This is a genomic window from Pseudaeromonas sp. HNCC25DJ180 (genome assembly GCF_055413345.1).
Genome location: NZ_JBVAYF010000002.1, coordinates 100,876 through 124,449, shown reverse-complemented (window position 1 = coordinate 124,449; position 23,574 = coordinate 100,876). Strand labels below are relative to the sequence as shown.

The window sequence follows — 23,574 nt, the reverse complement described above, 5'->3', positions numbered from 1 at the left end:
GTTGCCGCACCTATCACAGGCGCGCAAAGTCATTAAACAGCGCAATCCCCATCAAACAGACCAGAATGGCTGCGCCAAATTTGAATGCATACTCCTGTACCCGCTCCGGTACAGGCTTCCCGGTAACTGCTTCAATCATGAAGAACATCAGGTGTCCCCCATCCAATACGGGCAGAGGAAACAGGTTGATAATGCCTAGATTGACACTCACCAGTGCCAAAAAACCGAGGAAGTATACCAGACCAAAACTGGCCGTGCTGCCCGCCCCTTTGGCAATCGAGATAGGACCACTCAAATTATCCAGCGAGACCACACCTGTGATGAGCTTGCCAAGCATCTCCAGGGTCAATGAGATGGTAGCGCCGGTTTTCTGCATCCCAACCCACAGGGCATCCAGAGGACCATAACGCAACTCAATACGGTAACGCTCGTCCAGAGGAATAACCAGGGGAGCAATTCCTACATAGCCCACGTCCTGCTCCTTGAGCTGACGTTTATCCGGGGTCAAAATCACATCTTTACGCACGCCGGCGCGCTCGATAGTAACATGCAGGGGATGCAGCGGCGAAGCCTGAACCAGAGTGACAAAATCCTGCCAATCCAGGAGTGGTTCCTCTTCTGCGGCGATCAGTTTGTCTCCAACCTGAACCCCGGCACGAGCCGCACTCCCCCCCTTGATGACCTGAGCCACTTCCAGGGTCACTTCAGGAGCAAGAGGCAGAAAACCCAGAGGTGCAAAAGGTAGTGTCTCATCATCGTTGCTCAGTTGCCAACCCGCCAACGAGAGCCGTTTGCGCAGCCGCTGGCCCTGGTTCAACACCTCCAGCTCAACCTCCTCGCTACCTAGCTGGCTAACCAGGGCATAGGTTACACTCTCCCAATCCCCAGTGAGCTTCCGGTTGACGCTCAAGATCTCCATGCCTGGCTGCAAGCCTGCATCAGCCGCCGCCGACTGGGGGATAATCTCACCGATAACCGGTTTGACTGTGGGCACCCCCAGCATGAACATCACCCAGAAGGCGAACAGAGCAAATACGAAGTTAGCCAAAGGACCGGCCGCGACTATGGCAAAGCGCTGTGCCACCGTCTTGTTGTTGAAGGCCTGGGACTTCAACGCCTCGGGAACCTCATCGACGCGTTCATCCAGCATCTTGACGTAACCACCCAGAGGAATCAGTGAGAGTGAAAACTCTGTGCCCTGTTTATCCTTCTTGCTCCACAGTACCTTGCCAAAGCCTAAGGAAAAGCGCTCAACCCTAACCCCACATAGGCGAGCCACCCAAAAGTGACCCCACTCATGCACCGCGATCAGGATCGCCAGTGCCAGGATAAACGAGAACAGATTCCACAATACCTCAGTCATGCTCTCTCTCCTTGTATGAGTTTAAGTGCCAAACAACGCGCCTCGGCATCCAACTCCAGAATGGTAGCCAGATCCGGGGCGAACTGGCCAGCCAGTTTTTCCACCACCTGAGCACAAACCCGATAGATGGCCATGAAACCAATTTGCTGATCCAAGAAGGCACCTACCGCCAGCTCATTGGCTGCGTTGAGTGCTGTGGTAGCCGCCTGTCCACTCCAGCAGGCATCGATAGCCAACTGCAGACAGGGGTAACGGGCAAAATCGGGTTTGAGAAAACTAAGTTCCCCCTGCGAGAAGAAGTCCAACGCTTCCACCCCGGAGGTAACACGCTCAGGATAGGCCATGGCATGGGCTATCGGCGTGCGCATATCCGGCTTACCCATCTGCGCCAGTACCGAGCCGTCTCGATACTGCACCATGGAATGAATAACCGACTGAGGGTGAATAATGACCTGGATCTGCTCCGGCGCCGCATTAAATAGCCATTTGGCCTCGATGAACTCCAACCCCTTGTTCATCATGGTCGCCGAATCGACAGAGATTTTGCGCCCCATGGACCAGTTGGGGTGAGAGATAGCCTGAGCCGGCGTCACGGAATCCAACTCCGTGATCGGGGTGTAGCGAAACGGGCCCCCTGAGCCGGTAAGCAGGATGCGCTCCACCCCGGCTTGGGCCAGCTCGCAGTAACCCAGCTGTTGTTGAACCAACTCGGGCAGACACTGGAAGATAGCATTGTGTTCACTATCCACCGGCAAGACCGTGGCACCTGAGGCCTTGGCTGCCGTCATGAAGAGGGCACCGGACATCACCAGCGCCTCCTTGTTGGCCAGCAATACACGTTTACCCGCCTCAATCGCCGCCAGCGCCGAGAGCAGGCCGGCTGAGCCGACTATGGCGGCCATCACGGTATCCACCTCGGTGAGACGCGCCATTTCGCACAGGGCCTGGCTGCCGCTCAGCACAACTGTGGTACTGCCTGCCTCCAGCAAAGCCAGACGCAGAGCCAGCGCCGCCTCCTCCTGCACCAGCACAGCATAGCGCGGCCGAAACTCCAGGCAGTCGGCCAACATGCGGGTGACATCACGGTGAGCGGCGAGGGCCTGAATGGCAAATTTTTCAGGATGGCGACGCACAACATCCAGAGTGCTGCGGCCTATAGAGCCTGTTGAGCCCAACACAGTTAGCTGGTGCATGACTACTCCCATTAGCCGAGCCACTGCGTCAATAACAGATAGCTAACCACAAAAACCGGCAGAGCCGCCGTCAGGCTATCGATCCGATCCAGAATACCGCCATGTCCCGGCAACAGAGTCCCTGAATCCTTGATCCCGGCCTGCCGCTTGAACAGACTCTCGGCCAGATCGCCGAGCACGGACGCCAACACGGCGAGCATGCTACAGGCGATGATCACCCCACGCTCCGACCACGTCGGCACCACCTGACAAGCCACGCCAGCCGCGACAGCAGTGGCCAGCAGTAGACCACCGGCCAATCCTTCCAGCGTTTTGTTGGGACTCACCGCTGGCAGCATCTTGTGTTTACCCAAGGCTCGGCCAACAAAGTAAGCCCCGGAGTCGGCACACCACACCAGCAGCATGACAAAGAAGAGAACCCAGCCCCCCTGTGTCGGGTGCAAGGCATATTCATGACTGCGCAGCACCAGCAGGGACCAGAAGAAAGGCAGCAGGGTGAGCAGGCCAAACAGCCCCTTGAACCAGGGGCTGCGGCGCCAGACCCGAGTACCCAGTGGATAGGCGAGCACCATGCTCAACGCCAGCAGCCACCAGAGACCACCGACATAGAGGATACCGCGTACCAGGCCACCTGCCGGCTGTTGCACCAACAGCTGGGCTGGGTGCCCCCATAAGGAGAGCGCCAGGGCCCCGCCAAAAGGTAACAACAACCAGTTAGCATGGCGGGGCAAGACAAAGCGTCCCCACTCCCGACTGGCCAGCAAGAAGAGCAGTACAGCCCCGAGAGAAAACGCAGCAAACGGCAAAAAAAACATCCAACCAATGGCCAGAGGGATCAGGATCAATGCGGTAATAATTCGTTGTTTCAAACAAGAAACCTCTTAATGGCCTATTCAGTTCACGCCGAATTGCTCAGCATGTTGCGGATCTGCTCTCCCGTACAGCCAAACCGTCGCTCCCGGCTGGCAAATGAAGCAACGGCCTCACAGAACAGAGTGTCATCGAAATCAGGCCACAGTGCAGGAGTAAAATAGAGTTCGGCGTAAGCCAATTGCCAGAGCAGAAAGTTACTAATACGATGATCGCCACCGGTGCGGATCAGCAGATCGACATCCGGCAGATCGAAGGTCGACAGCCTATCATTAAGCATCTGCTCATTAATGGTATCCGCATCCAGTTCACCGCGCTGAGCCTGTTGCGCCAGGGTTCGCGCCGCCTCTGTGATATCCCAACGCCCACCATAGTTGGCGGCAATGTTTAGAATCAGACCGGTATTGGCGGCAGTCAGCTGTTCGGCCGCCGCTATTTTATCTTGCAGCCGGCGGCTAAAGCGTGAACGTTCGCCTATGACCCGCAGGCGAATATTGCTCTTGTGCAACTTTTTTACTTCGCCACCCAACACATGCATGAAGAGCTCCATCAAGGCCGAAACTTCCGACTCAGGACGGCGCCAGTTTTCACTGGAAAAAGCAAACAGGGTCAAGGCATCCAATTTCAGACGAGCAGCAAAGGAAACGGCATCGCGAACCGCCTTCACTCCCGCCTTATGGCCGAAGACTCGCATCTTGCCACGCTGCTGTGCCCAGCGACCATTGCCATCCATTATGATGGCAACGTGCTTGGGCAGGCACTGGCCAGCAAGCTCACCAAGAGATGCAGCTAACGACATGCTTCCTCTCCTACAAACAAAAAAGCGCCGTGCAGAGGGTCTACACGGCGCCCGGTACTATACCTGATGTGACAATCAGATTTCCATTAGCTCTTTTTCCTTGGCCGTCAGCAGATCATCGACCTGCTTGACATAACCATCGGTCAGCTTCTGGATCTCTTCCTGAGCACGACGGTCATCATCCTCGGAAATATCTTTGTCTTTGAGCAGGGTCTTCAGATCAGCATTGCTGTCGCGGCGCACGTTGCGCACGGCGACACGAGCCTGTTCAGCTTCAGCCCGCACCAGCTTAATCAGATCCTTACGACGCTCTTCGGTCAATGCCGGCAAGGGCACACGAATGGTTGTACCCGCCGAGCAGGGATTGAGCCCCAGATCAGAAGTCATGATGGCTTTCTCGACCGCCTGGATCATGGAGCGATCGAATACGGTCACCGCCAGGGTCCGAGCATCTTCGGCTACCACGTTGGCAACCTGACGCAAGGGGGTGGAAGAGCCGTAATAATCGACGGAGATACCATCCAGCAGTGCCGGTTGGGCACGACCCGTACGGATCTTGGACATCTGACTCTTGAGCGAATCAACGCTCTTGGTCATACGATCTTTTGCACCTTGCTTAATATCATTGATCACTGTCGTTATCCTTCTTCTGTGTCGTCTGACTTTACTGATGATTGTAACCAGTAAATGCGATCGGCAAAGCCAGTGTTACTTGTTTTTGTGATGGATCAGGGTACCTTCCTGCTCGCCCATGATGACACGACGCAGGGCCCCCGGCTTATTCATGTTGAATACCCGGATCGGCAGGTTGTGATCCCGCGCCAGGGTAAAGGCGGCCAAGTCCATCACCTTCAACTCTTTATCCAGCACATCGCTGTAATCCAGCTCGCTATAGAGCTCGGCATCCGGGTTCTTTACCGGATCCTCGGAGTAGACGCCATCGACCTTGGTGGCCTTCAACACGCAATCCGCTTCAATCTCGATGCCACGCAGACACGCTGCGGAGTCGGTGGTGAAGAAGGGGTTGCCGGTACCGGCAGCAAAGATCACCACTTTACCGGCACGCAGTTGGCTGATCCCTTCGGCCCAACTGTAGGAATCACAGATCCCCTGCAGGCTGATGGCTGACATCAGGCGCGCATTCACATAGGCACGATGCAAGGCATCCCGCATGGCCAAGCCGTTCATAACGGTGGCCAGCATACCCATGTGATCACCCACCACGCGGTTCATGCCAGCTTTGGCCAGACCTGCCCCGCGAAACAGATTACCACCGCCGATGACCAGACCGACTTGTACCCCGAGCTCGACCAGCTCCTTGATCTCCTGAGCCATACGTTCCAGCACAGCCGGATCGATACCGAAGCCTTCGTCACCCTGCAAGGCCTCACCACTCAGTTTCAGCAGAATTCGTCTGTAAGCAGCTTTAGGATTGGTACTCATCTTTTCTTCCTGGTCATAGAAAGACCGCGACATAGGTCGCGGTCTGAATTGGCTTGGCTAACTTTATCTCAGATTAGCTCTTCATGGCAGCGATTTGCGCCTGAACTTCGGCAGCAAAGTCAGTCTCAATCTTCTCGATACCTTCACCCACTTCGAAGCGGACGAATTCCAGCACATCAGCGCCTTCTTTCTTCAACAGATCGGCAACCAGTACGGAAGGATCCTTGACGAAAGGCTGGCCGGTCAGGGAGATGTCGCCAGTGAATTTCTTCATGCGACCTTCAACCATCTTCTCGGCGATCTCTTTGGTCTTGCCAGAGTTGATGGCGATATCGACTTGGATTTCGCGCTCCTTGGCAACCACTTCGGCAGAGACATCTTCCGGCTTGACGAATTGCGGGCTGTTGGCCGCAACGTGCATGGCCAGATCCTTCGCCAGATCGGCGCTACCGCCAACCAGCTTGGTAACAACACCGATACGACCACCGTGGATATAGGTACCCAGGTTGTCACCTTCGACCACTATCATGCGGCGCAGGTTCATGTTCTCGCCCAGCTTGGCGATCAGGTTGTTCAGCGTCACTTCAACGCTTTCACCATCGGCGAATTCGGCAGCCTTCAGGGCCTCCAGATCGCTGATCTTGTTGGTCACGGCGATGGCCAGAACCTGTTCACCGAAGGCACGGAAATTACTATCCTTGCCGACGAAGTCGGTTTCACAGTTCAGTTCGATCATGACGGCGCTGTTGCCTTCGGCACGAGCCAGGATCACGCCTTCGGCAGCGATACGGCCAGCCTTCTTGGCAGCCTTGGCTTGGCCAGACTTACGCATGTTTTCGATGGCCAGCTCGACGTCGCCATTGGCTTCAGTCAAAGCCTTTTTGCAATCCATCATGCCAGCGCCGGTACGCTCGCGCAGTTCTTTAACCAGAGCGGCGGAAATGTTTGCCATGTCCTATATCCTCGGTCTGAGTGTTTTGTATAAAAATGCAGGGGTCACTAGGACCCCTGCTAACCAATTACAATGGGTTAATAAGGGTGAACAGCGAACTGTTCCAGCCTTTATTAGTTGGCTTCTACGAAACCGTCTTGCTCGGCTTGAACTGCAATGTCCAGCTCGCGGGAGGAGTTAACCACACCAGCGGCAGCAGACAGATACAGGGTAACAGCACGGATCGCATCGTCATTACCCGGGATGATGTAATCAACGCCGTCCGGGTTAGAGTTGGTATCAACGATAGACACAACTGGGATACCCAGGTTGTTGGCTTCCTTGATAGCAATGTGCTCGTGCTCGGCATCAACCACGAACAGTACGTCAGGCAGGCCGCCCATGTCCTTGATACCGCCCAGGCTCTTCTCCAGCTTGTCCATTTCGCGAGTACGCATCAGCGCCTCTTTCTTGGTCAGCTTTTCGAAGGTACCGTCTTGAGCCTGGAGTTCCAGATCCTTCAGACGCTTGATGGACTGACGAACAGTCTTCCAGTTAGTCAGCATACCGCCCAACCAGCGATGGTTCACATAGAACTGATCGCAGTTGCCAGCAGCTTCTTTAACGGCTTCAGAGGCGGCACGCTTGGTACCGACGAACAGGATCTTACCCTTCTTGGCAGCAACGCTGCTGATGAAGTTCAGCGCATCATCAAACATCGGAACAGTCTTTTCCAGGTTGATGATGTGCACACCGTTACGGGCACCGAAGATGAACGGCTTCATCTTGGGGTTCCAGAAACGGGTTTGGTGACCGAAGTGAACGCCGGCTTGCAGCATGTCGCGCATTGAAACTTTTGCCATTTTAAACCTCTATTTGGGGTTAGGCCTCCACACATCCCGCGTTCCGACCCAAAGGGCACCCCGGAGAGCGTGTCGATGTGTGTGTGATGTTTAAGGATTTAAGTTAAGTGAGTATGACAGACATTACTCGGCGCGCTTTATACCATAAACCACCCTTTGACGCTACCTTGAGCTGCATCCTGCTCCCGTTTTTACGCGCCAACAGGCCGCCTAAAGCAGAGCTCGGGGCATTTGTTGATCCGGATCAGGAAACTGGAACTCCCCCCCCCAAACCGATACACTGCCAAGTTAAACAGGATCAGAAGAGAGGTCTGAACGTCCGTCGGCGTTCGGCCCTGTAGCGCGAGTCGAGAGAAGCCATGTCTGTAGTGCTGAAAAAACCGGAAGAGATAGAGAAGATGCGAGTGGCGGGCCGTCTGGCCGCCGAGGTGCTGGAGATGATCGCACCCCATGTGCAAGTGGGGGTGACCACCGAAGAGCTGAATCAGCTCTGCCATGACTATATCGTCAATGAGCAAGAGGCGATCCCGGCGCCCCTCAACTACCACGGCTTCCCTAAGTCCATCTGTACCTCGGTTAACGAGGTGGTCTGCCATGGCATTCCCAACCACAAGAAGTTGCGCGATGGTGACATCATCAACATAGATATCACCGTCATCAAAGAGGGCTACCACGGCGATACGTCCCAGATGTTCATCGTCGGCAGCACCTCACCGCGCAATCGTCAGCTGTGTGACATAGCCCAGCAGACCCTCTATGCCGCTATCCGCAAGGTGCGTCCGGGGGCTTGTCTCTCCGAGATAGGTGCCGCGATCCAGCCTATGGCCGAGAGTGCCGGCTTCTCCGTAGTACGCGATTACTGTGGTCACGGTCTGGGCAAAGCCTTCCACGAAGAGCCCCAGGTGCTGCACTATCGCAACAACCACAAGCTGACTCTGCAAGCCGGCATGTGCTTCACCATAGAGCCGATGATCAATGCCGGCGGTTATCGCTGCAAGGTGGATCGCAAAGATGGCTGGACCGTCACCACCAGCGATCGCCAACCGTCGGCCCAGTATGAACATACCCTGCTGGTCACCGAGGAGGGGTGCGAGGTGCTGACCCTGCGCCAGGATGAGAGCCTGGAGCGGTTGGTTCGCGGTTAAGCACGGCGTCAGCCGCATAGCGATGCGGCTGACAAGCCTGTTGGCAAAGCACATCCCACTGCTTTGCCAACACGCTTGGAGAAGGATGTCATGCTAGCGAGTGAGCCCTGCGCAATGGATCTGCCTACCGAACCAGTGCAAATCGCCAACGGCAAGGAGTGTCTGGCCCGGTTTCAAGAGTGGCTTCGCAGCCGCTTCCTGGCCGGCGACAGTGTGGTGGAGCTGGTGGCCAGCCGCTCTCAATTTATCGATGGACTGCTCAGCCGCCTCTGGGAACAGTTTGGCCTGGACGCACACCCCCATCTGGCGCTGATTGCCGTGGGCGGCTATGGCCGCGGCGAGCTGCACCCCCACTCGGATATCGACATACTGATCTTGAGCCGTCAGCCTTTGGGGGCGTCGGTCGGTGAAACCATAGGCCAATTCCTGACGCTGCTGTGGGATCTGCGCCTGGAGGTGGGCCATGCGGTACGCACCGTCAACGAGTGCGTAGAGCAGGGCAAGAACGATCTCACCATAGCCACCAATCTGATGGAGTCCCGGCTCATCATAGGCGCCCTGGATACCTTCGCCGCCCTGAACCAAGCCATTCAGCCGGATCACTTCTGGCCCAGCGAGCAGTTTTTCCAGGCCAAGCGGGATGAGCAGGAAGCTCGGCATCAGCAGTACAAAGAGACGGCCTACCTGCTGGAGCCCGATCTGAAGAGCAATCCGGGCGGGATGCGCGACATCCAGACCCTGGCCTGGGTGGCCCGCCGTCAGTTTGGCGCCACCAGCCTGTATGAGATGACCAGCTATGGCTTCCTCAGCCGCTCGGAATATCTGGAACTGCTGGACTGCCAAAACCTGCTCTGGCGGCTGCGCTTCGCCCTGCACATCGTCATTGGCAAGAATGACAATCGCATGCTCTTCGATCGTCAGCGTGCGGTCGCCGAAATTCTGGGTTACCCGGGCCAGGGCAATGCTCCGGTCGAGCAGATGATGAAGCGCTTCTACCAGACGGTGCGCCGCGTCGCCGAACTCAACGAGATGCTGTTGCAGCTGTTCGATGAGGCGATCCTGGGCAACGCCGCCAGTGAAGTCCGCCTGCTGGATGAACAATTCCTGTTGCGCGGCACCCACATAGATACCCGGGATCCTAACCTGTTCAGCCGGGAGCCGCTGGCCATACTGGCCCTCTTCTACCAGATAGCCGATCACCCTGAGATTAGCGGTATCTACTCCGCCTGCCTGCGCCAGTTGCGCGAGGCGCGTCGCCGTCTGATCGTCTCGCTGCAAGAGCTACCGGAGTGCCGCAAGCTGTTCATGAAGATACTGCGCCACCCGCGCGGCATAGGGTTGCCCCTGACCCTGATGCATGAACACGCCATCCTGGCCGCCTATTTCCCCCAATGGAGCCAGATCGTCGGCCAGATGCAGTTCGACATGTTCCATGCCTATACGGTGGACGAACACACTCATCGCCTGCTGAAAAACATCTATCGCTTCATGCGGCCGAAGAATGAGAAGGAGCAACCCCTGTTCCGGGAAGTCTATTCCCGGCTGGCCAAGCCCGAACTGCTGTTTCTCGCCGCCCTGTTCCACGACATCGCCAAGGGGCGTGGCGGCGACCACTCGGAACTCGGTGCCGGAGAGGCCCTCTACTTCTGCCAACTGCACGGCCTGGATCGCTACGAGAGCCGTCTGGTAGCCTGGCTGGTGCGTAGCCACCTGCTCTTTTCCGTCACGGCGCAAAGACGCGACATCTATGATCCCGATGTGGTCAACGACTTTGCCGAGAAGGTGCGCGATGAACAGCATCTGGATTATCTCTACTGCCTGACGGTAGCCGACATCTGTGCCACCAACGATAACTTGTGGAACGACTGGAAGGGTACCCTGCTGCGTGAGCTCTACTTCGCCAGCCAGAAGGCGCTGCGCCTGGGGCTGGAAAACCCGCCCGATCTGCGCCTGCGCATCCGCGAGAACCAGCGCCAAGCCCTGGAGCTGTTGACCCATAGCGGTGTCGCCGAGAGTGCGGTGACCACACTATGGCAGGAGTTCAAGGCTGACTACTTCCTGCGCCATAGCCCGGAGCAGATCGCTTGGCACACCCGGCACATACTGCCGCATGATCGCAGTGAACCGCTGGTGCTGTTTGGCCAACATGCGGCCCGAGGCGGCAGCGAACTCTTCCTCTACTGTCGTGACATGCCGAACCTGTTTGCCACCGTCGCCGCCATCATAGACCACAAGAATCTCAACATTCATGACGCCCAGATCATGAGCTCCAAAGATGGCTATGTGATGGATACCTTTGTGGTACTGGAGCCCAACGGCGACCCGGTCGATGCCGAGCGTATTCCCTTCCTGCGCAAGGGGTTGACCAATGCGCTGAACAATCCAGCCATGCCGTTGCCCAAACCCAAGGCCCTGTCGCGACGCCATCGCCAATTTAACGTCACCACCCGGGTCAACTACCTGCCCAACAAGGGTGACAAAAAGCATACCTTGATCGAGCTTATTACCCTGGATAGACCGGGTTTGCTCGCCCGCATTGGTGCCGTGCTTTTAGACTGCAAATTCAGTGTTCATTCAGCCAAAATCACTACCATAGGCGAAAGAGCCGAAGACTTCTTCTCACTTAGCCGCCCGGATGGCGAGCTTCTGACTGATGAAGATGAACTGCTGTTGCGAGAAAAGTTGGTCGCCGAGTTAAACCCCATCGACGATATGTGATAAAAAGAGTGCCGAATTTTTAAGGGAGATGAAAATGACCGAGTTACAACGCCTGATCGAGGACGCCTATGAGCGTCGTGACACCATTACGCCCACCAGCGTCGACGCCCTGACCCGTCAGGCCATTGAGCAGACCATAGAGATGCTCGATGCAGGCCAAGCACGCGTGGCAGAAAAAATTGCCGGCGAATGGGTCGTTCATCAGTGGCTGAAGAAGGCCGTACTGCTCTATTTCCGCATCAATGAAAACCAGATGCTGCCAGCGCCCGGTACTAACTTCTATGACAAGGTGCCCTTGAAGTTTGCTGACTACACACCGGAACGTTTCAAGGAAGAGGCCATCCGCGTGGTACCTAGCGCCATAGTGCGCAAGGGAGCATTCATCTCCCGTAATGCCGTGCTGATGCCCTCCTACGTCAACATCGGTGGCTATGTGGGCGAAGGCACCATGGTCGATACCTGGGTGACTGTCGGCTCCTGCGCCCAGATCGGTGCCAACGTTCACCTCTCCGGTGGTGTCGGTATCGGTGGCGTCCTCGAGCCGCTGCAAGCCAACCCGACTATCATCGAAGATAACTGCTTCATCGGTGCCCGCTCTGAAGTGGTGGAAGGGGTGATCGTTGAAGAGGGTTCCGTGATCTCCATGGGCGTCTTCATCGGCCAATCCACCCGCATCTATGATCGTGAAACTGGCGAAGTCCACTACGGTCGCGTACCGGCTGGCTCCGTCGTGGTATCAGGTTCCCTGCCCTCCAAGTGTGGCAAGTACAGCCTCTACTGCGCCGTCATCGTCAAGAAGGTGGATGCCAAGACCCGAGCCAAAGTAGGGATCAACGCCCTGCTGCGCAGCATTGACTAACGTCAAGACGGTGGATGCCAAGACTCGCGACAAAGATGTCGGCATCAACGCCCTGCTGCGCAGCATCGACTAACTCTCGCGCCGCTGTGTTACCAAGAAAAAGCCCGCAAGTGCGGGCTTTTTGCTTTTAGGCGGTTGAGGTTAAGAGGCACTGCGCCGCACCAATGAGAGCAGGGCGGCGGCGCCAACAAACAGGCTGGCAAAGCTGCGATTGACCAGCTTCTGTTGCCTGGGTGTGCGCAGCAGGCTCAGCACCTTGACCGCCAGCCCGGTGTAGCCGGCCATCACCACCAGATCCACGCTGATCATGGTCACTCCCATCACCAGATACTGGCTGAGCAGAGGCGCATGAGGGTCGATAAACTGCGGCAATACCGCCAGCATGAAGACGATCGCCTTGGGATTGCTGACATTGACCAGAAAACCACGCAACACCAGAGAGAGTGGCGTCGCCAGCGGGGCACTCTCCACATCAGAAGTCATAGCCACAGGCAGGGCCGACCACTGGCGCCAGGCCAGATAAACCAGATAGGCCACGCCAAACCACTTGATGAGATTGAAGATCAGCGCCGAGGTCGCCAATATGGCCCCCACCCCGGCCGCCACTATGGCGATCTGCAACGCCAGTCCCAGCTGCAAACCGACCACATTCCAGTAACCCCGACGAAAACCATGGCGCAGGCCGCTGGACATGGAAGCTATGGCCCCCGCCCCCGGCGACAGGCTGATGACCCAGCAAGCCAGAAAAAAAGCGCCCCACATATGTGTATTCATAACCCTGGCTCCCACACGCTAAGGCATATCGATAGACCTCTTGAGGTTCACACCATGCCGAGACGCCCTGTGAAGTGCAATCGGTTTTTACCCGCAATCAAAACGTAAGTAATCCACTCCCGAGATAGAAATGAAAAAAACCATGGCGCACCAGGCGCCATGGTTTCTCACGATTAGCCGTTACTGTTATCCGGCTATGATGCTGTAACGCTTACTCTTCTCGCTGTACTTGATAATGAAGTAGCCCTGGCCTGACTTGTAGATAGGCGCGCCATTCACGTCAACAATACCATTCTTATCGCTATCACCCAGTACCTGTCCCTTCGTCCCCTTACCGCCGATATCGAAGCGGAAACGTTGCTTGGCAACACCATCCAACTTGACCCGGACGTACCAGAGGTTATCGGCGACCAGCTTCATCGGCGTCGCAACCCAACGGCTGTTGGCACTATTAGGAGCCGCATAGTAGAGGCTCTTTAACTGGGTAGTATAGGGCGCACCTTGCTTAACCAGGGTGTAGGCCAGGGTTTCGTCATTGACCGTCAGCACAAAGGTTCCCTTGTATGGCACCAGAGCCAGGCTGTTGCTATCCAGAACACCGTTGCCGTCTACATCACCATATACCTGACTCAGGTTGCTGCTGGCATCCAGCTTCATGCTCTGATTGGTACGACCATCCAGGGTAATAGTGGTCTGCCAGGTGTTGTCCGCCACCAGCTCCAGGGCCTGAGCCCCCCAGCCATTGTTGCTGCTGCGATAGTTCAGTTGCTTGAAGTTGCTGATAAAGCCTTCGTCAGGTACTGGATTAACCGTCACGACTGCGGTCACGGTAGAGCTCAGTCCCTCGGCATCCATCACCGTCAAGGTAACCTTTTCCGTGCCTGCATTGTTGAAGGTAACGGTTTCGGTCTTGGCTGCCCCACCGGTGGACCAGCTATAGGTGTCGACCTTCACATCGTCGGTAGAGCCACTGGCATCAAACACCACCTTCTCGCCCACCTTGACGGTAATAGTCGCCGGAGCAACCACCGCCTTGGGCGCCTGGTTAACCATTACCGGAGTCAGGGTATAGCTCATGTCGCTCTCTTTGAGCTCAACCTTGTACTTGCCAGCCGAAGTGAAGATGATGTCATTCTTGGCGGCGCCCTTGTCGGCCTTGCCGTCTGCATCCACATCGCCGTAGTTATCAATCCAGTTGCCAAAGACATCAAACTTGAAGCGTGGCTGACCTCCGGTTGCATCCGGCTTGCCATCAAAGTCCACTATGGCTGACCAGACGCGGGTTGCTGCATCCACCGTCATGGCAGTGCTCTTCCAGCCGTTGAAGGTGCCACGCAGATTCATGCTGCTGAACTTGTCAACCGGGTCTGGGTCTGGGCCTGGGCCTGAACCACAAGGCTTGGCCTTGGTACAATCCGCCACGATAGCGGCCGCCTGCATGCCGCCTACATTGAAGCTGGCCTTGCCTGAGCCATCGACCGTCACATAGCCGCCACTACAGTAGTTATCACCGGCGAGAATATTGCAGTATTCACCGGCAGGAAGACCGGTCTGGAAGCTCTGGTTGATGGAGCCCCCCTCGTTATTGACGACCACAAAGCCCTTGTTGCCACGGCCAAAGGCGATCTGGTTATTGCCGTTATCCCACCAGTTAGTGACCTGTTGTCCCTCGCTGACGTTACGGAACAGCACCATATTGGCCACGGTCGGACGGCGATGCTCACAGTTCCAGCCACTGCTGCAAGCCTGGGACTGGGGCGCACCATCATCGTGGCCATTAAACTGGTAACCCGAGTAGACCTGGGTCCAGCCATAGGGCCAGGCCAACATAAAGGCCTGAGCCAGATCATATTTAGCACCACTCTTGTAGTTCAGAGACTGGGTGCCCGCCGAGTTGCGTTCGGTATCGTGGTTGGAGACAAAGACCTGGGCCTTGTCGGAGGACATCAGACCCCACCCCTCCCCTAGACTCTTCAGGTTCTTGATCTGGCCGTTGAAGTTACCGGTGATAGCCTTGGTATAACCAAACTCGGTCACCCGGCTCATGCCCATATACTCACCGGGCTGCACCGCTTCACCTTGGGCACCTATCACTTCCACATAGGCGAAGGGATTACCAGCCTTATTCAAGATGGCATGCAATTCCGAGACGGCAATATGTTTGGCCGCATCGAGACGAAAACCAGCCACCCCCCACCCCAGCAGAGTCTTCATATAGGTGGCGACTTCATTCTGCACATAATCGGAACCGGTATTCAGATCCGGCATCCCCTCCAGACCACAGTTTTGCACATTACCGCGATCGGAATAATTATTTACCCGGCAGGCACTGTGGAAATCATTCCCCTTAAGCACGGGGTAATTCCAAGGTCCCCATGAACTACCCCCAGTGCCAGTACCCCCCCCACCGAACGAGGCCCAGTTATTGAATACCGCATCCACATAGATCTTTACTCCCGCCGATTTACAACGGGTGATCATGCCTCGTAACTCCTCTTCCGTTCCGCCATAGCTATGAAAATTACGCAAGTTTACCGGCTGATAGACCGACCACCAGACATCGGGTTTATTCAGGTGCTCGGCTGGAGGGGTGATCTGCACCCCCTCATAGCCTTTTGGCCCGAGCACCTTCTCACATTCATTAGCTATATCATTGAATTTCCACTGAAATAAATGCACCAGCACACCAGCTTGTGCATTGCCTGCCGCGAGGGTAAATCCTGCGGCAATCCCCAGCGAGATCAATGTCTGTTTAAATTTCATCATTGCTGCTCCAGTGATTGATATATTGGCAGGACCATTTATTAGAGGTCTGCCTTCCAGATAAAGACTGGATATATCTTCTGCCTGGTTCACCAATAACAAACAATCACATTGGCCAGAGAAGGTTAATTCCAGTCTCGATGCCTTTTGATTATTCACCCCTTCGTTTATTAACAAGCGTTAGTTTTTGTTAATACCGAGGAATTTGTGCGAACAGGCTTTAATTACCGAGCAAATGCCAGGATAAGAATGAGCCAAATCACAGAATAAAAATGGGTATATTTTATAGAGCAAATACAGGCATTAGGACTAAAGAATTAAGCCTCAATGGTGGGGGGATAAAAAATCCCGCAGGGTAAACCACTGCGGGATTTTTATTATATTACAGATGCGTCATTACTCGGCAATGATGCTGTAACGCTTACTCTTCTCGCTGTACTTGATGATGAAGTAGCCCTTGCCTGACTTATAGATGGGAGCTCCGCTCACTTCAACAATACCATTTTTGTCACTATCGCCGAATACCTGCCCCTTCACGCCTTTGCCACCGATATCGAAGCGGAAACGCTGTTTGGCAACACCATTCAACTTCACACGGACATACCAGAGATTGTCAGCGACCAGCTTCATCGGAGTCGCAACCCAAGCCGTGCCAGCGCTATTGGGGGCCGCATAGTAAAGACTCTTCAGTTGGGTCACATAAGGCGCACCTTGCTTGACCAGGGTGTAGGCCAAAGTTTCGTCATTGACCGTCAGCACAAAGGTTCCCTTGTATGGCACCAGTGCCAGGCTGTTGCTATCCAGAACACCATTGCCATCTGCATCGCCATACACCTTGCTCAGATTGGCGCTGGCATCCAGCTTCATGCTCTGATTGGCACGACCATCCAGGGTAATAGTGGTCTGCCAGGTATTGTCCGCCACCAGCTCCATAGCCTGAACCCCCCAGCCATTGTTACTGCTGCGATAGTTCAGTTGCTTGAAGTTGCTGATAAAGCCAACCTGAGGTTCCGGGTTAACAGTCACGACTGCCGTAGTAGTAGAGGTCAGCCCCTCTGCATCAGTCACGGTCAGCGTCACCTTCTCGGTACCTTCATTGTAGAAGGTCACAGGCTCGCTCTTGGCTGCGCCACCGGTAGACCAGCTGTAGGTAGCCACCTTGACATCATCGGTAGAGCCACTGGCATCAAAGATCACCTGCTCACCGACCTTGACTGTGATGGTCGCCGGAGCAACCACAGCCTTGGGCGCCTGGTTAACGGTCACCTGAGTCAGGGTATAGCTCATGTCGCTCTCTTTGAGCTCCACCTTGTACTTACCCACTGAGGTGAAGGCGATATCCTTCAAGCTGCTCTTGTCAGCCTTGCCATCACCCTCATTGTCACCGTAGTTCTCAATCCAGTTGCCAAACACGTCGAACTTGAAGCGTGGCGCCCCGCCTGTGTCACTCTTGCCGTCAAAGTCCACTATGGCTGACCAGACGCGAGTGGTGGCATCCACCGTCATGGCAGTGCTCTTCCAGCCATTGAAGGTACCGCGCAGATTCATGCTGCTGAACTTGGCCACCGGATCGGTTGGGTCCGTTGGATCAGTTGGGTCGGTTGGGTCCGTTGGCGTAGAGCTGCCGCAAGGCTTGGCCTTGGTGCAATCTGCCACGATAGCCGCCGCCTTCATGCCACCCACATTGAAGCTGGCCTTGCCTGAGCCATCAACTGTGACATAAGAACCGCTGCAGTAGTCGTTGCCTGCCACTATGTTGCAATACTCGCCCGCTGGCAGACCGGTCTGGAAGCTCTGGTTAATCGAGCCCCCTTCGTTGTTAATGACCACGAAGCCCTTGTTACCGCGACCAAAGGCGATCTGGTTATTACCGTTGTCCCACCAGTTGGTGACGGCCTGACCTTCGGTCACGTTGCGGAACATCACCATGTTCATGATCATAGGACGGCGCTGTTCACAGTTCCAACCGCTGCTACACGCCGTTGATTGAGAGGGCGCCCCCTGATCATGAGAATTGAATTCGTAGCCAGAGAGTACTTGGGGCCAGCCATAGGGCCAGGCCAACATAAAGGCATTGGCCAAATCATATTTGGCACCCGCCTTATAGTTCAGACCCGTACCACCCGCAGAGCCACGCTCGTTATCATGGTTGGCGATAAAAACCTGGGCCTTGTCAGAAGACATAAAGCCCGAGCTTTCACCAATATTCTTCAGATTTTTGATTTGGCTGTTGAACTGATCCTTCACACTGTAGGTGTACTTGAATTCGGTAACCTTGCCCAGCCCCAGATACTCGTTTGGCTGTACCGCCTCACCATTGGCCCCGATCACTTCCAAGTACACGAATGGATTCCCGGCTTTGGCCAGAATGCCTTGCAGATCGGAGACCGCCATGTGCTTGGCCGCATCGATACGGAAACCAGCAACGCCCCACCCCATCAGGGTCTTCATATAGGTTGCAACCTGCTCCTGTACGGAGGAGGAACCGGTATTCAAATCTGGCATCCCAGCCAAACGGCAATTCTGAACCTGATTGCGATCACCATAGCTGCCGATACCGCATTCACCGTGGAAGTCATTGCCACTGAAACGCGGATAGTTGGCGGTGGACCAGGAGTCGCCACCGGTGCCCGTGCCTGAACCGCTGGCCCAGTTGTTAAACACGGCATCGACGTAGATCTTCACACCAGCCGCCTTACAGCGGGTAATCATGCTCTTGAGTTCGTCTTCGCTACCACCGAAGCTATTGAAATTAGCCAAACTAACCGGTTGGTAGACAGTCCACCATACATCGCTACCCTGCTTATGCTCGGCCGGCGGAGTGATCTGCACCCCTTCATAACCTTTAGGGCCAAGCACTTTTTCGCACTCGCTGGCGATATTATTAAACTTCCACTGAAACAGGTGCACTATGGCGCCGGCCTGGGCGGCACTGCTCACCAGGGACAAACCCAGTGCAACACTCAAAGACAATATGCCGGTTTTGAATCTCATGTTTGAACTCCCTGACCTGATAAGGCGAAATGTGCGTGGCACATCCATTAGGGCTTCGGGCAGAAGCCGCAAGGCAGCAGAGAGTTGGGAGCGCTCAAACAGAATATAGTGGCTGGCAACTGCTCTGACCTACCGCCATTATTTCGCGCCAAGCGTCGGCTATTGACTGGGTTTTGACTAGGTCTATCCGTTTTGCGGTGTATCTCCTGATTTATTGCTGATACAGGCTTTTTTCCGCGATCTTGGGCAAGTTTTTCTCTCCTGTCAGCAGAGACTGGACTCGACCAGATTACTACCTTTGACTGAGGCAGCAACTTCGCTAACGTGACCAGAAGAAAACGATCTCATACCTGGCTCAGACCAGATCACAAATAGTGAAGAGCATAAGGAGATCAAGCGCCCATGCGGCAGCAAAGCCGGCATGAGCGCTTAAAATAGGGCGAATGGCTACTCAGCCAGTATGCTGTAGCGGTTGCTCTTCTCGCTGAACTTGATGATGTAGTAGCCCTTACCGGATTTGTAGATGGGGCTTCCCCCCACCTCGGCCACCCCATTCTTGTCACTGTCGCCCAATACCTCCCCCTTGATGCCCTTACCTGAGATATCAAAGCGGAAACGTTGCTTGCTAACACCGGTTAACGGTACCCGCACATACCAGAGGTTATCGGCTATCAACTTCATCGGCGTCACCTTCCAGGTTTTAGTGGCCACAGGCGGTTCCGAATAGAACAGACTCTTGCGCTTGGATAGATAGGGGGCACCTTGCTTGACCAGGGTGTAAGCCAGGGTTTCATCGTTGACCGTCAAGAGGAAGGTTCCCTTATATGGCACCCAAGCCGTGCTGTTGCTATCCAATATGCCATTGCCATCACTATCACCATAGACTTGGCTCAGATTGCTGCTGGCATCCAACTTCATGCTTTGATGGGCTCGGCCATCCAGGGTGATGGTGGTCTGCCAGCTATTATCGGCGACCAGCGCCATGGCCTGCGCCCCCCAGCTATTGTTGCTGCTGCGATAGTTCAGTTGTTTAAAGTTACTGGCAAAGCCCACCGGTGTTTGCGCCTCGACTGTCACGGCAGCCGTGGTGGTTGAGCTCAGCCCCTCGCCATCGGTTACGGTCAGGGTGACGAAGGCCGGGCCCTCATTGTAGAAGGTGACCGTTTCCCTCTTGTCGCTGCCGCCGGTGGACCAGAGGTAACTCTTCACCGCCACATCATCACTGGAGCCGCCAGCATCCAACACCAGCGACTGGCCAACTTTGACCGTGATAGTCGCCGGGGCAACCACCGCCTTGGGCGCCTGGTTCTCTACAACCTGTGTCAGGGTATAGCTCAGGTCGCTCTCTTTGAGCGCTACCTTGTACTTGCCCACGCCCGTGAAGGCGATGTCCTTGCTGCTCCCCTTCTCCGCTATGCCATCGGCATTGCTATCGCCGTAGTTTTCGATCCAGTTGCCAAACACATCAAACTTGAAGCGCTGGGCACCGCCACCATCCCCCTTGCCGGTAAAGGTAACCAGGGCCGTCCAGACCCGGCTCTTGGCATCGACCGTCATGGGAATAGAGAGCCAACCATTAGTCGTGCCACGGACATTCAACGAGCTAAATCTGGGCGTAGGCAGATCGGGGTCGGTCGATATATTGCCACTGCAGGGGGTGGCCCTGGTGCAACCGGCCACTATGGCCGCCGCCTCCTTGGCCGCCACGCTAAAGGTCGCCTTGCCGCTACCATCCACCGTTACATAGCTGCCGCTGCACAGCGCACTGCCCGCCAGAATATTGCAGTACTCGCCAGCAGGTAAACCCGTCGCCAGGCTCTGGTTCATGGCCGAGCTTTCGTTGTTAATCACCACAAAGCCCTTGTTGCCGCGGCCAAAGGCGATCTGGTTATTGCCGTTATCCCACCAGTTGGAGACTGTGGTCACCGACTTGGTCACGTTGTGGAAGTAGACCATGTTGGCGATCTGCGGCCAGCGCTGCTCGCAGTTCCACTTCGAGCCAGAGCTGCAGGGCGTGACGCTCGGCGCCAGCGCCAGGGTGTCGGAGCCATAGTCATAGCCCGACATCACCTGGGGGTAGCCGTAGGGCCAGCCCAGCATGAAGACGTTGGCCAGACGGTAGAGGGCACCATCCTTGTAGCTGATACTGCCGCCGCTGCGCTCATAGTCGTGATTGGTCACCATCACCTGGGCCTTGGCCGAAGGCAGGAAGCCCCAGCTCTCGCCGATATTCTTCAAGCCGCTGATCTTGCTGCGGAACTTCTCATCCAGCCCGCCGCCGGTGAAGCGCGACTCCAGCACCATGCCGATATTCTGGTACTCCTCGGGCTGGACCACCTCATCCTTGCCGCCGTAGATCACCTCCTGATAGACGAAGGGCTTGCCCGCCTGGGTCAGGATGGCCGAGAGATCGGTGGCGCTGATATGTTTGGCCGCATCGATGCGAAAGCCGTCGATGCCAAAACTGGTGAGGGTCTTGAGATAGGTGGCGATCTGCCCCTGCACATAGGCCGAGCCGGTATCCAGATCCGGCAGGCCGCCAAAGCGGCAGGTTTGCACCTCGGCGCGGCTGCTCTTATAGCTGCTGGCACTCAGGGTACAGGCGGTGTGGAACTCCTTGGCTGAGAAGGCCGGATAGGTGCCACCGCCAAAGCTGGAGCCGCCACTGCCGGTGCCGCTGCTATCGGATAGTTGGTTGAAGACCGCATCGGCATAGACCTTGATCCCGGCCTTGTGGCAGCGGGTGATCAGGCTCTTGAGCTCGCTCTCGTTGCCGCCGATGGCGGTGAAATTCTTGTAGTTAACCGGCTGATAGGCGATCCACCAACCATCCCCCGTCACATGCTCGGCGGGGGAGCTGATCTCCACCCCGTCATACCCCTTGGGGCCCAGCACATTCTCGCACTCGTTGGCGATATCGTTATATTTCCAGCCAAACATATGCACCATGACCCCGGCGTTAGCGGCCGGAGCTGACATGGCCAATAGCGCCAGCGCCCAATATCTCGTCCTGATCTTCATTCCAACTCCCTGCAGATGGCCACCCAAGGTGATCCCATAATGGCGCCTGAAAAAACTCGATCACAAAACCGCCATAGGCCATTTGTCACCACGGAGTGACTCGATCGTGACGCCATTATTCAGAGGAGAGGTTAAGCCTTATGGTTGGTTTTGGTATGAGTTCGGGAAAAAGAGCCAGAAATGTGAGCTATCACAGCCATTAGGCTGCGCCAAAGCAAGCGGGCCCGCGCCACTAACTGCACGCAGCGCATCAAACGCCATGAGCAGCTAATGCCATGCGCCTCGGCAGCGGCAGCGGCCCCGAGTCAGCCGGCGGAAAGATACGACATTAAATGCATACTTATTCATTACGCCACCAGATCGAGTTGCAACTCAACTTGAGAAATACAGAAAACTGAATCGTTACATCTAGCCTGTTTTATAATTTTTACCCACATTATCGCCATTAAACCAAAACAAAAGCATTGATACACAGCCAAGAAAATGCATCATTGATCACAAAGATTGCATGACAGCAAGTTCAGCATTTGCCTCTGTTTTGTAGATTGGATAACGTCCACACGCACAGGAAAGCGTTACCAGAAATCGTTTTCTGGTAAACCATCCCCACCCGGTATGTATGGCGAAGCCGATGTCAGCACGCCAAGAGTGGGCTTGCACCAACCACAACAGGAACTAACACATGACTAAAATTCACGGCGTACTGCCTACTCTACTGGCCCTGTTTGTCTCCGGCGTGGCTAACGCAGGAGCGACCTTTGACACACCGCAAGGCAAACTGACTCTGGGAGGGGATGTGGAGCTGGATATGCTGGCCGCCAAAGATCCTGCAGGCTCAGCCACCAGCGATAGTTGGGATATTTCGGGGCGGATACTGCTGAATGTGGCCGGTGAGCGCCAAGTGTCAGGCAATCGCTTTGCGGCTTTTCAGATCCAACCCCTAATGCACAATGATGGCTCTGTGGATACCGACGATGCCTGGTTCAGCTTTGGTGAAAAACTCAATTGGGCGTTCAAGGTGGGTCGTTACGAAGCCTACGACATGTTTCCTTTGGGCCAGGATACCTTCGTTGATTATGGCAATAGCAGCAAGAATAACGGCTTTACCGATGATGTCGGCTATATCTACCAGATGAAAGAGGGACGAGGCCGTTCCGGTAGCGGCGGACAAGCCCTGTTCAGCAAACAGTCGGGTCAATGGTACAGTGAAATATCGACCCTGGTGGGCGACAGCGACAACCTGTTTGGCAATAGCATCGATAGCGGTAATTACCATGATGTGGCGATCAAGCGACAGAAAGACAACTTTGTAGTTCGTCCCGTGGTGGCCTGGACCGGTGACAGTGTAACTGTGGCTCTGGGGGGTGAAAGCAACCTGGTCAGCGATGCCTATGTGGTGGATGGCACAGATATCGAGGTCTCCAAGCGTAATGGGATTGGCTCAACCGCCACCTGGACGGTCAATAGCGATCTGGCTCTGACCCTGCGTGGCGCCTATCTGGATGCGGTGGATGAAAAGGACTACAGCGTCGGCCCCAGCATGCAGTACCAGAATTTCTTCCTCTCCTACATCTTTGCCAATAACAAGATCACGGCTGGCGATACTGCCATCGCAGATAGCAGTGCCGATATCCATACCGTCTATAGCTCATACAAATTTGCCAACGTAATGGATATGGATAACTTCGATGTCTATCTGGGGGCCTACTGGTCACAGTTGCAACCACAGGATGGCTTTGGCGGGGTGAGCGATGAAAACCAGGATCGGTACGGCGGCAAAGTTCGCTTCAAGTACTACTTCTAAACGAAACGGTTCTGACTCGAGCCACCGCCGATCC

Annotated in this window: 16 protein-coding genes; 4 read left to right on the top strand and 12 right to left on the bottom strand. The window is 55.4% G+C overall.

The genetic code is table 11. The features are described from left to right. Positions 1–13: 13 nt before the first annotated feature. The 8 genes from rseP to rpsB all read right to left on the bottom strand — a co-directional run bounded on the left by rseP (position 14) and on the right by rpsB (position 7,462). Positions 14–1,363 (bottom strand): sigma E protease regulator RseP, encoded by a 1,350-nt coding sequence (rseP, locus tag ACZYTD_RS02445; RefSeq protein WP_463888758.1) that lies wholly within the window; start codon positions 1,361–1,363, stop codon positions 14–16. Beyond that, on the bottom strand, positions 1,360–2,556 hold the full coding sequence (ispC, locus tag ACZYTD_RS02440; RefSeq protein ID WP_463888755.1) for a 1-deoxy-D-xylulose-5-phosphate reductoisomerase: 1,197 nt from the start codon (positions 2,554–2,556) through the stop codon (positions 1,360–1,362). Before ispC ends, rseP begins: the two co-directional genes overlap by 4 nt. Positions 2,557–2,567: 11 nt before the next feature. Then, positions 2,568–3,425 (bottom strand): phosphatidate cytidylyltransferase, encoded by an 858-nt coding sequence (locus ACZYTD_RS02435; RefSeq protein ID WP_463888753.1) that lies wholly within the window; start codon positions 3,423–3,425, stop codon positions 2,568–2,570. A 29-nt stretch (positions 3,426–3,454) separates the two neighbouring features. Further along, complete coding sequence (gene uppS / locus ACZYTD_RS02430) at positions 3,455–4,225, bottom strand: polyprenyl diphosphate synthase (protein WP_463888750.1); 771 nt, start codon at positions 4,223–4,225, stop codon at positions 3,455–3,457. A 75-nt stretch (positions 4,226–4,300) separates the two neighbouring features. Then, positions 4,301–4,858, bottom strand: coding sequence for a ribosome recycling factor (frr, locus tag ACZYTD_RS02425; protein WP_463888748.1), 558 nt, complete (start codon positions 4,856–4,858; stop codon positions 4,301–4,303). Between the two features lie 75 nt (positions 4,859–4,933). Then, the gene (gene pyrH / locus ACZYTD_RS02420; RefSeq protein ID WP_463888745.1) at positions 4,934–5,668 is read right to left on the bottom strand and encodes a UMP kinase; all 735 of its coding nucleotides are present in this window, start codon (positions 5,666–5,668) and stop codon (positions 4,934–4,936) included. Between the two features lie 73 nt (positions 5,669–5,741). Continuing rightward, positions 5,742–6,620, bottom strand: coding sequence for a translation elongation factor Ts (gene tsf / locus ACZYTD_RS02415; RefSeq protein ID WP_463888743.1), 879 nt, complete (start codon positions 6,618–6,620; stop codon positions 5,742–5,744). Positions 6,621–6,733: 113 nt separating this feature from the next. Continuing rightward, the gene (gene rpsB / locus ACZYTD_RS02410) at positions 6,734–7,462 is read right to left on the bottom strand and encodes a 30S ribosomal protein S2 (RefSeq protein ID WP_463888741.1); all 729 of its coding nucleotides are present in this window, start codon (positions 7,460–7,462) and stop codon (positions 6,734–6,736) included. 359 nt (positions 7,463–7,821) lie between these two features. On the opposite strand from rpsB, the gene map reads away from it, so the two are divergent. The 3 genes from map (at position 7,822) to dapD (ending at position 12,184) form a co-directional block, all read left to right on the top strand. After that, positions 7,822–8,607 carry a type I methionyl aminopeptidase gene (gene map, locus ACZYTD_RS02405; protein WP_463888739.1) on the top strand — a complete coding sequence of 262 codons (786 nt, stop codon included), beginning with the start codon at positions 7,822–7,824 and terminating at the stop codon, positions 8,605–8,607. Between the two features lie 90 nt (positions 8,608–8,697). Further along, entirely contained in the window at positions 8,698–11,325 is a 2,628-nt protein-coding gene (gene glnD / locus ACZYTD_RS02400) for a bifunctional uridylyltransferase/uridylyl-removing protein GlnD (protein WP_463888736.1), read from the top strand. Between the two features lie 34 nt (positions 11,326–11,359). Beyond that, a complete protein-coding gene (gene dapD, locus ACZYTD_RS02395) occupies positions 11,360–12,184 on the top strand; it encodes a 2,3,4,5-tetrahydropyridine-2,6-dicarboxylate N-succinyltransferase (RefSeq protein WP_463888734.1) in 825 nt (274 codons plus the stop codon). Between the two features lie 141 nt (positions 12,185–12,325). Here the strand turns inward: dapD and ACZYTD_RS02390 are convergent, their stop codons facing one another. The 4 genes from ACZYTD_RS02390 to ACZYTD_RS02375 all read right to left on the bottom strand — a co-directional run bounded on the left by ACZYTD_RS02390 (position 12,326) and on the right by ACZYTD_RS02375 (position 21,736). Then, on the bottom strand, positions 12,326–12,958 hold the full coding sequence (locus tag ACZYTD_RS02390; protein WP_463888731.1) for a LysE family transporter: 633 nt from the start codon (positions 12,956–12,958) through the stop codon (positions 12,326–12,328). A 186-nt stretch (positions 12,959–13,144) separates the two neighbouring features. Continuing rightward, a complete protein-coding gene (locus ACZYTD_RS02385) occupies positions 13,145–15,724 on the bottom strand; it encodes an alpha amylase C-terminal domain-containing protein (RefSeq protein WP_463888729.1) in 2,580 nt (859 codons plus the stop codon). Between the two features lie 393 nt (positions 15,725–16,117). Further along, positions 16,118–18,715, bottom strand: a complete 2,598-nt coding sequence (locus ACZYTD_RS02380) for an alpha amylase C-terminal domain-containing protein (protein ID WP_463888726.1) — start codon at positions 18,713–18,715, stop codon at positions 16,118–16,120. Positions 18,716–19,162: 447 nt separating this feature from the next. Further along, positions 19,163–21,736: an alpha amylase C-terminal domain-containing protein gene (locus ACZYTD_RS02375; RefSeq protein ID WP_463888723.1), complete on the bottom strand. Its 2,574-nt coding sequence runs from the start codon at positions 21,734–21,736 to the stop codon at positions 19,163–19,165. A gap of 682 nt (positions 21,737–22,418) precedes the next feature. Between ACZYTD_RS02375 and ACZYTD_RS02370 the strand changes: the two genes are divergently transcribed. Continuing rightward, complete coding sequence (locus ACZYTD_RS02370) at positions 22,419–23,540, top strand: carbohydrate porin (RefSeq protein ID WP_463888720.1); 1,122 nt, start codon at positions 22,419–22,421, stop codon at positions 23,538–23,540. Positions 23,541–23,574: the final 34 nt, after the last annotated feature.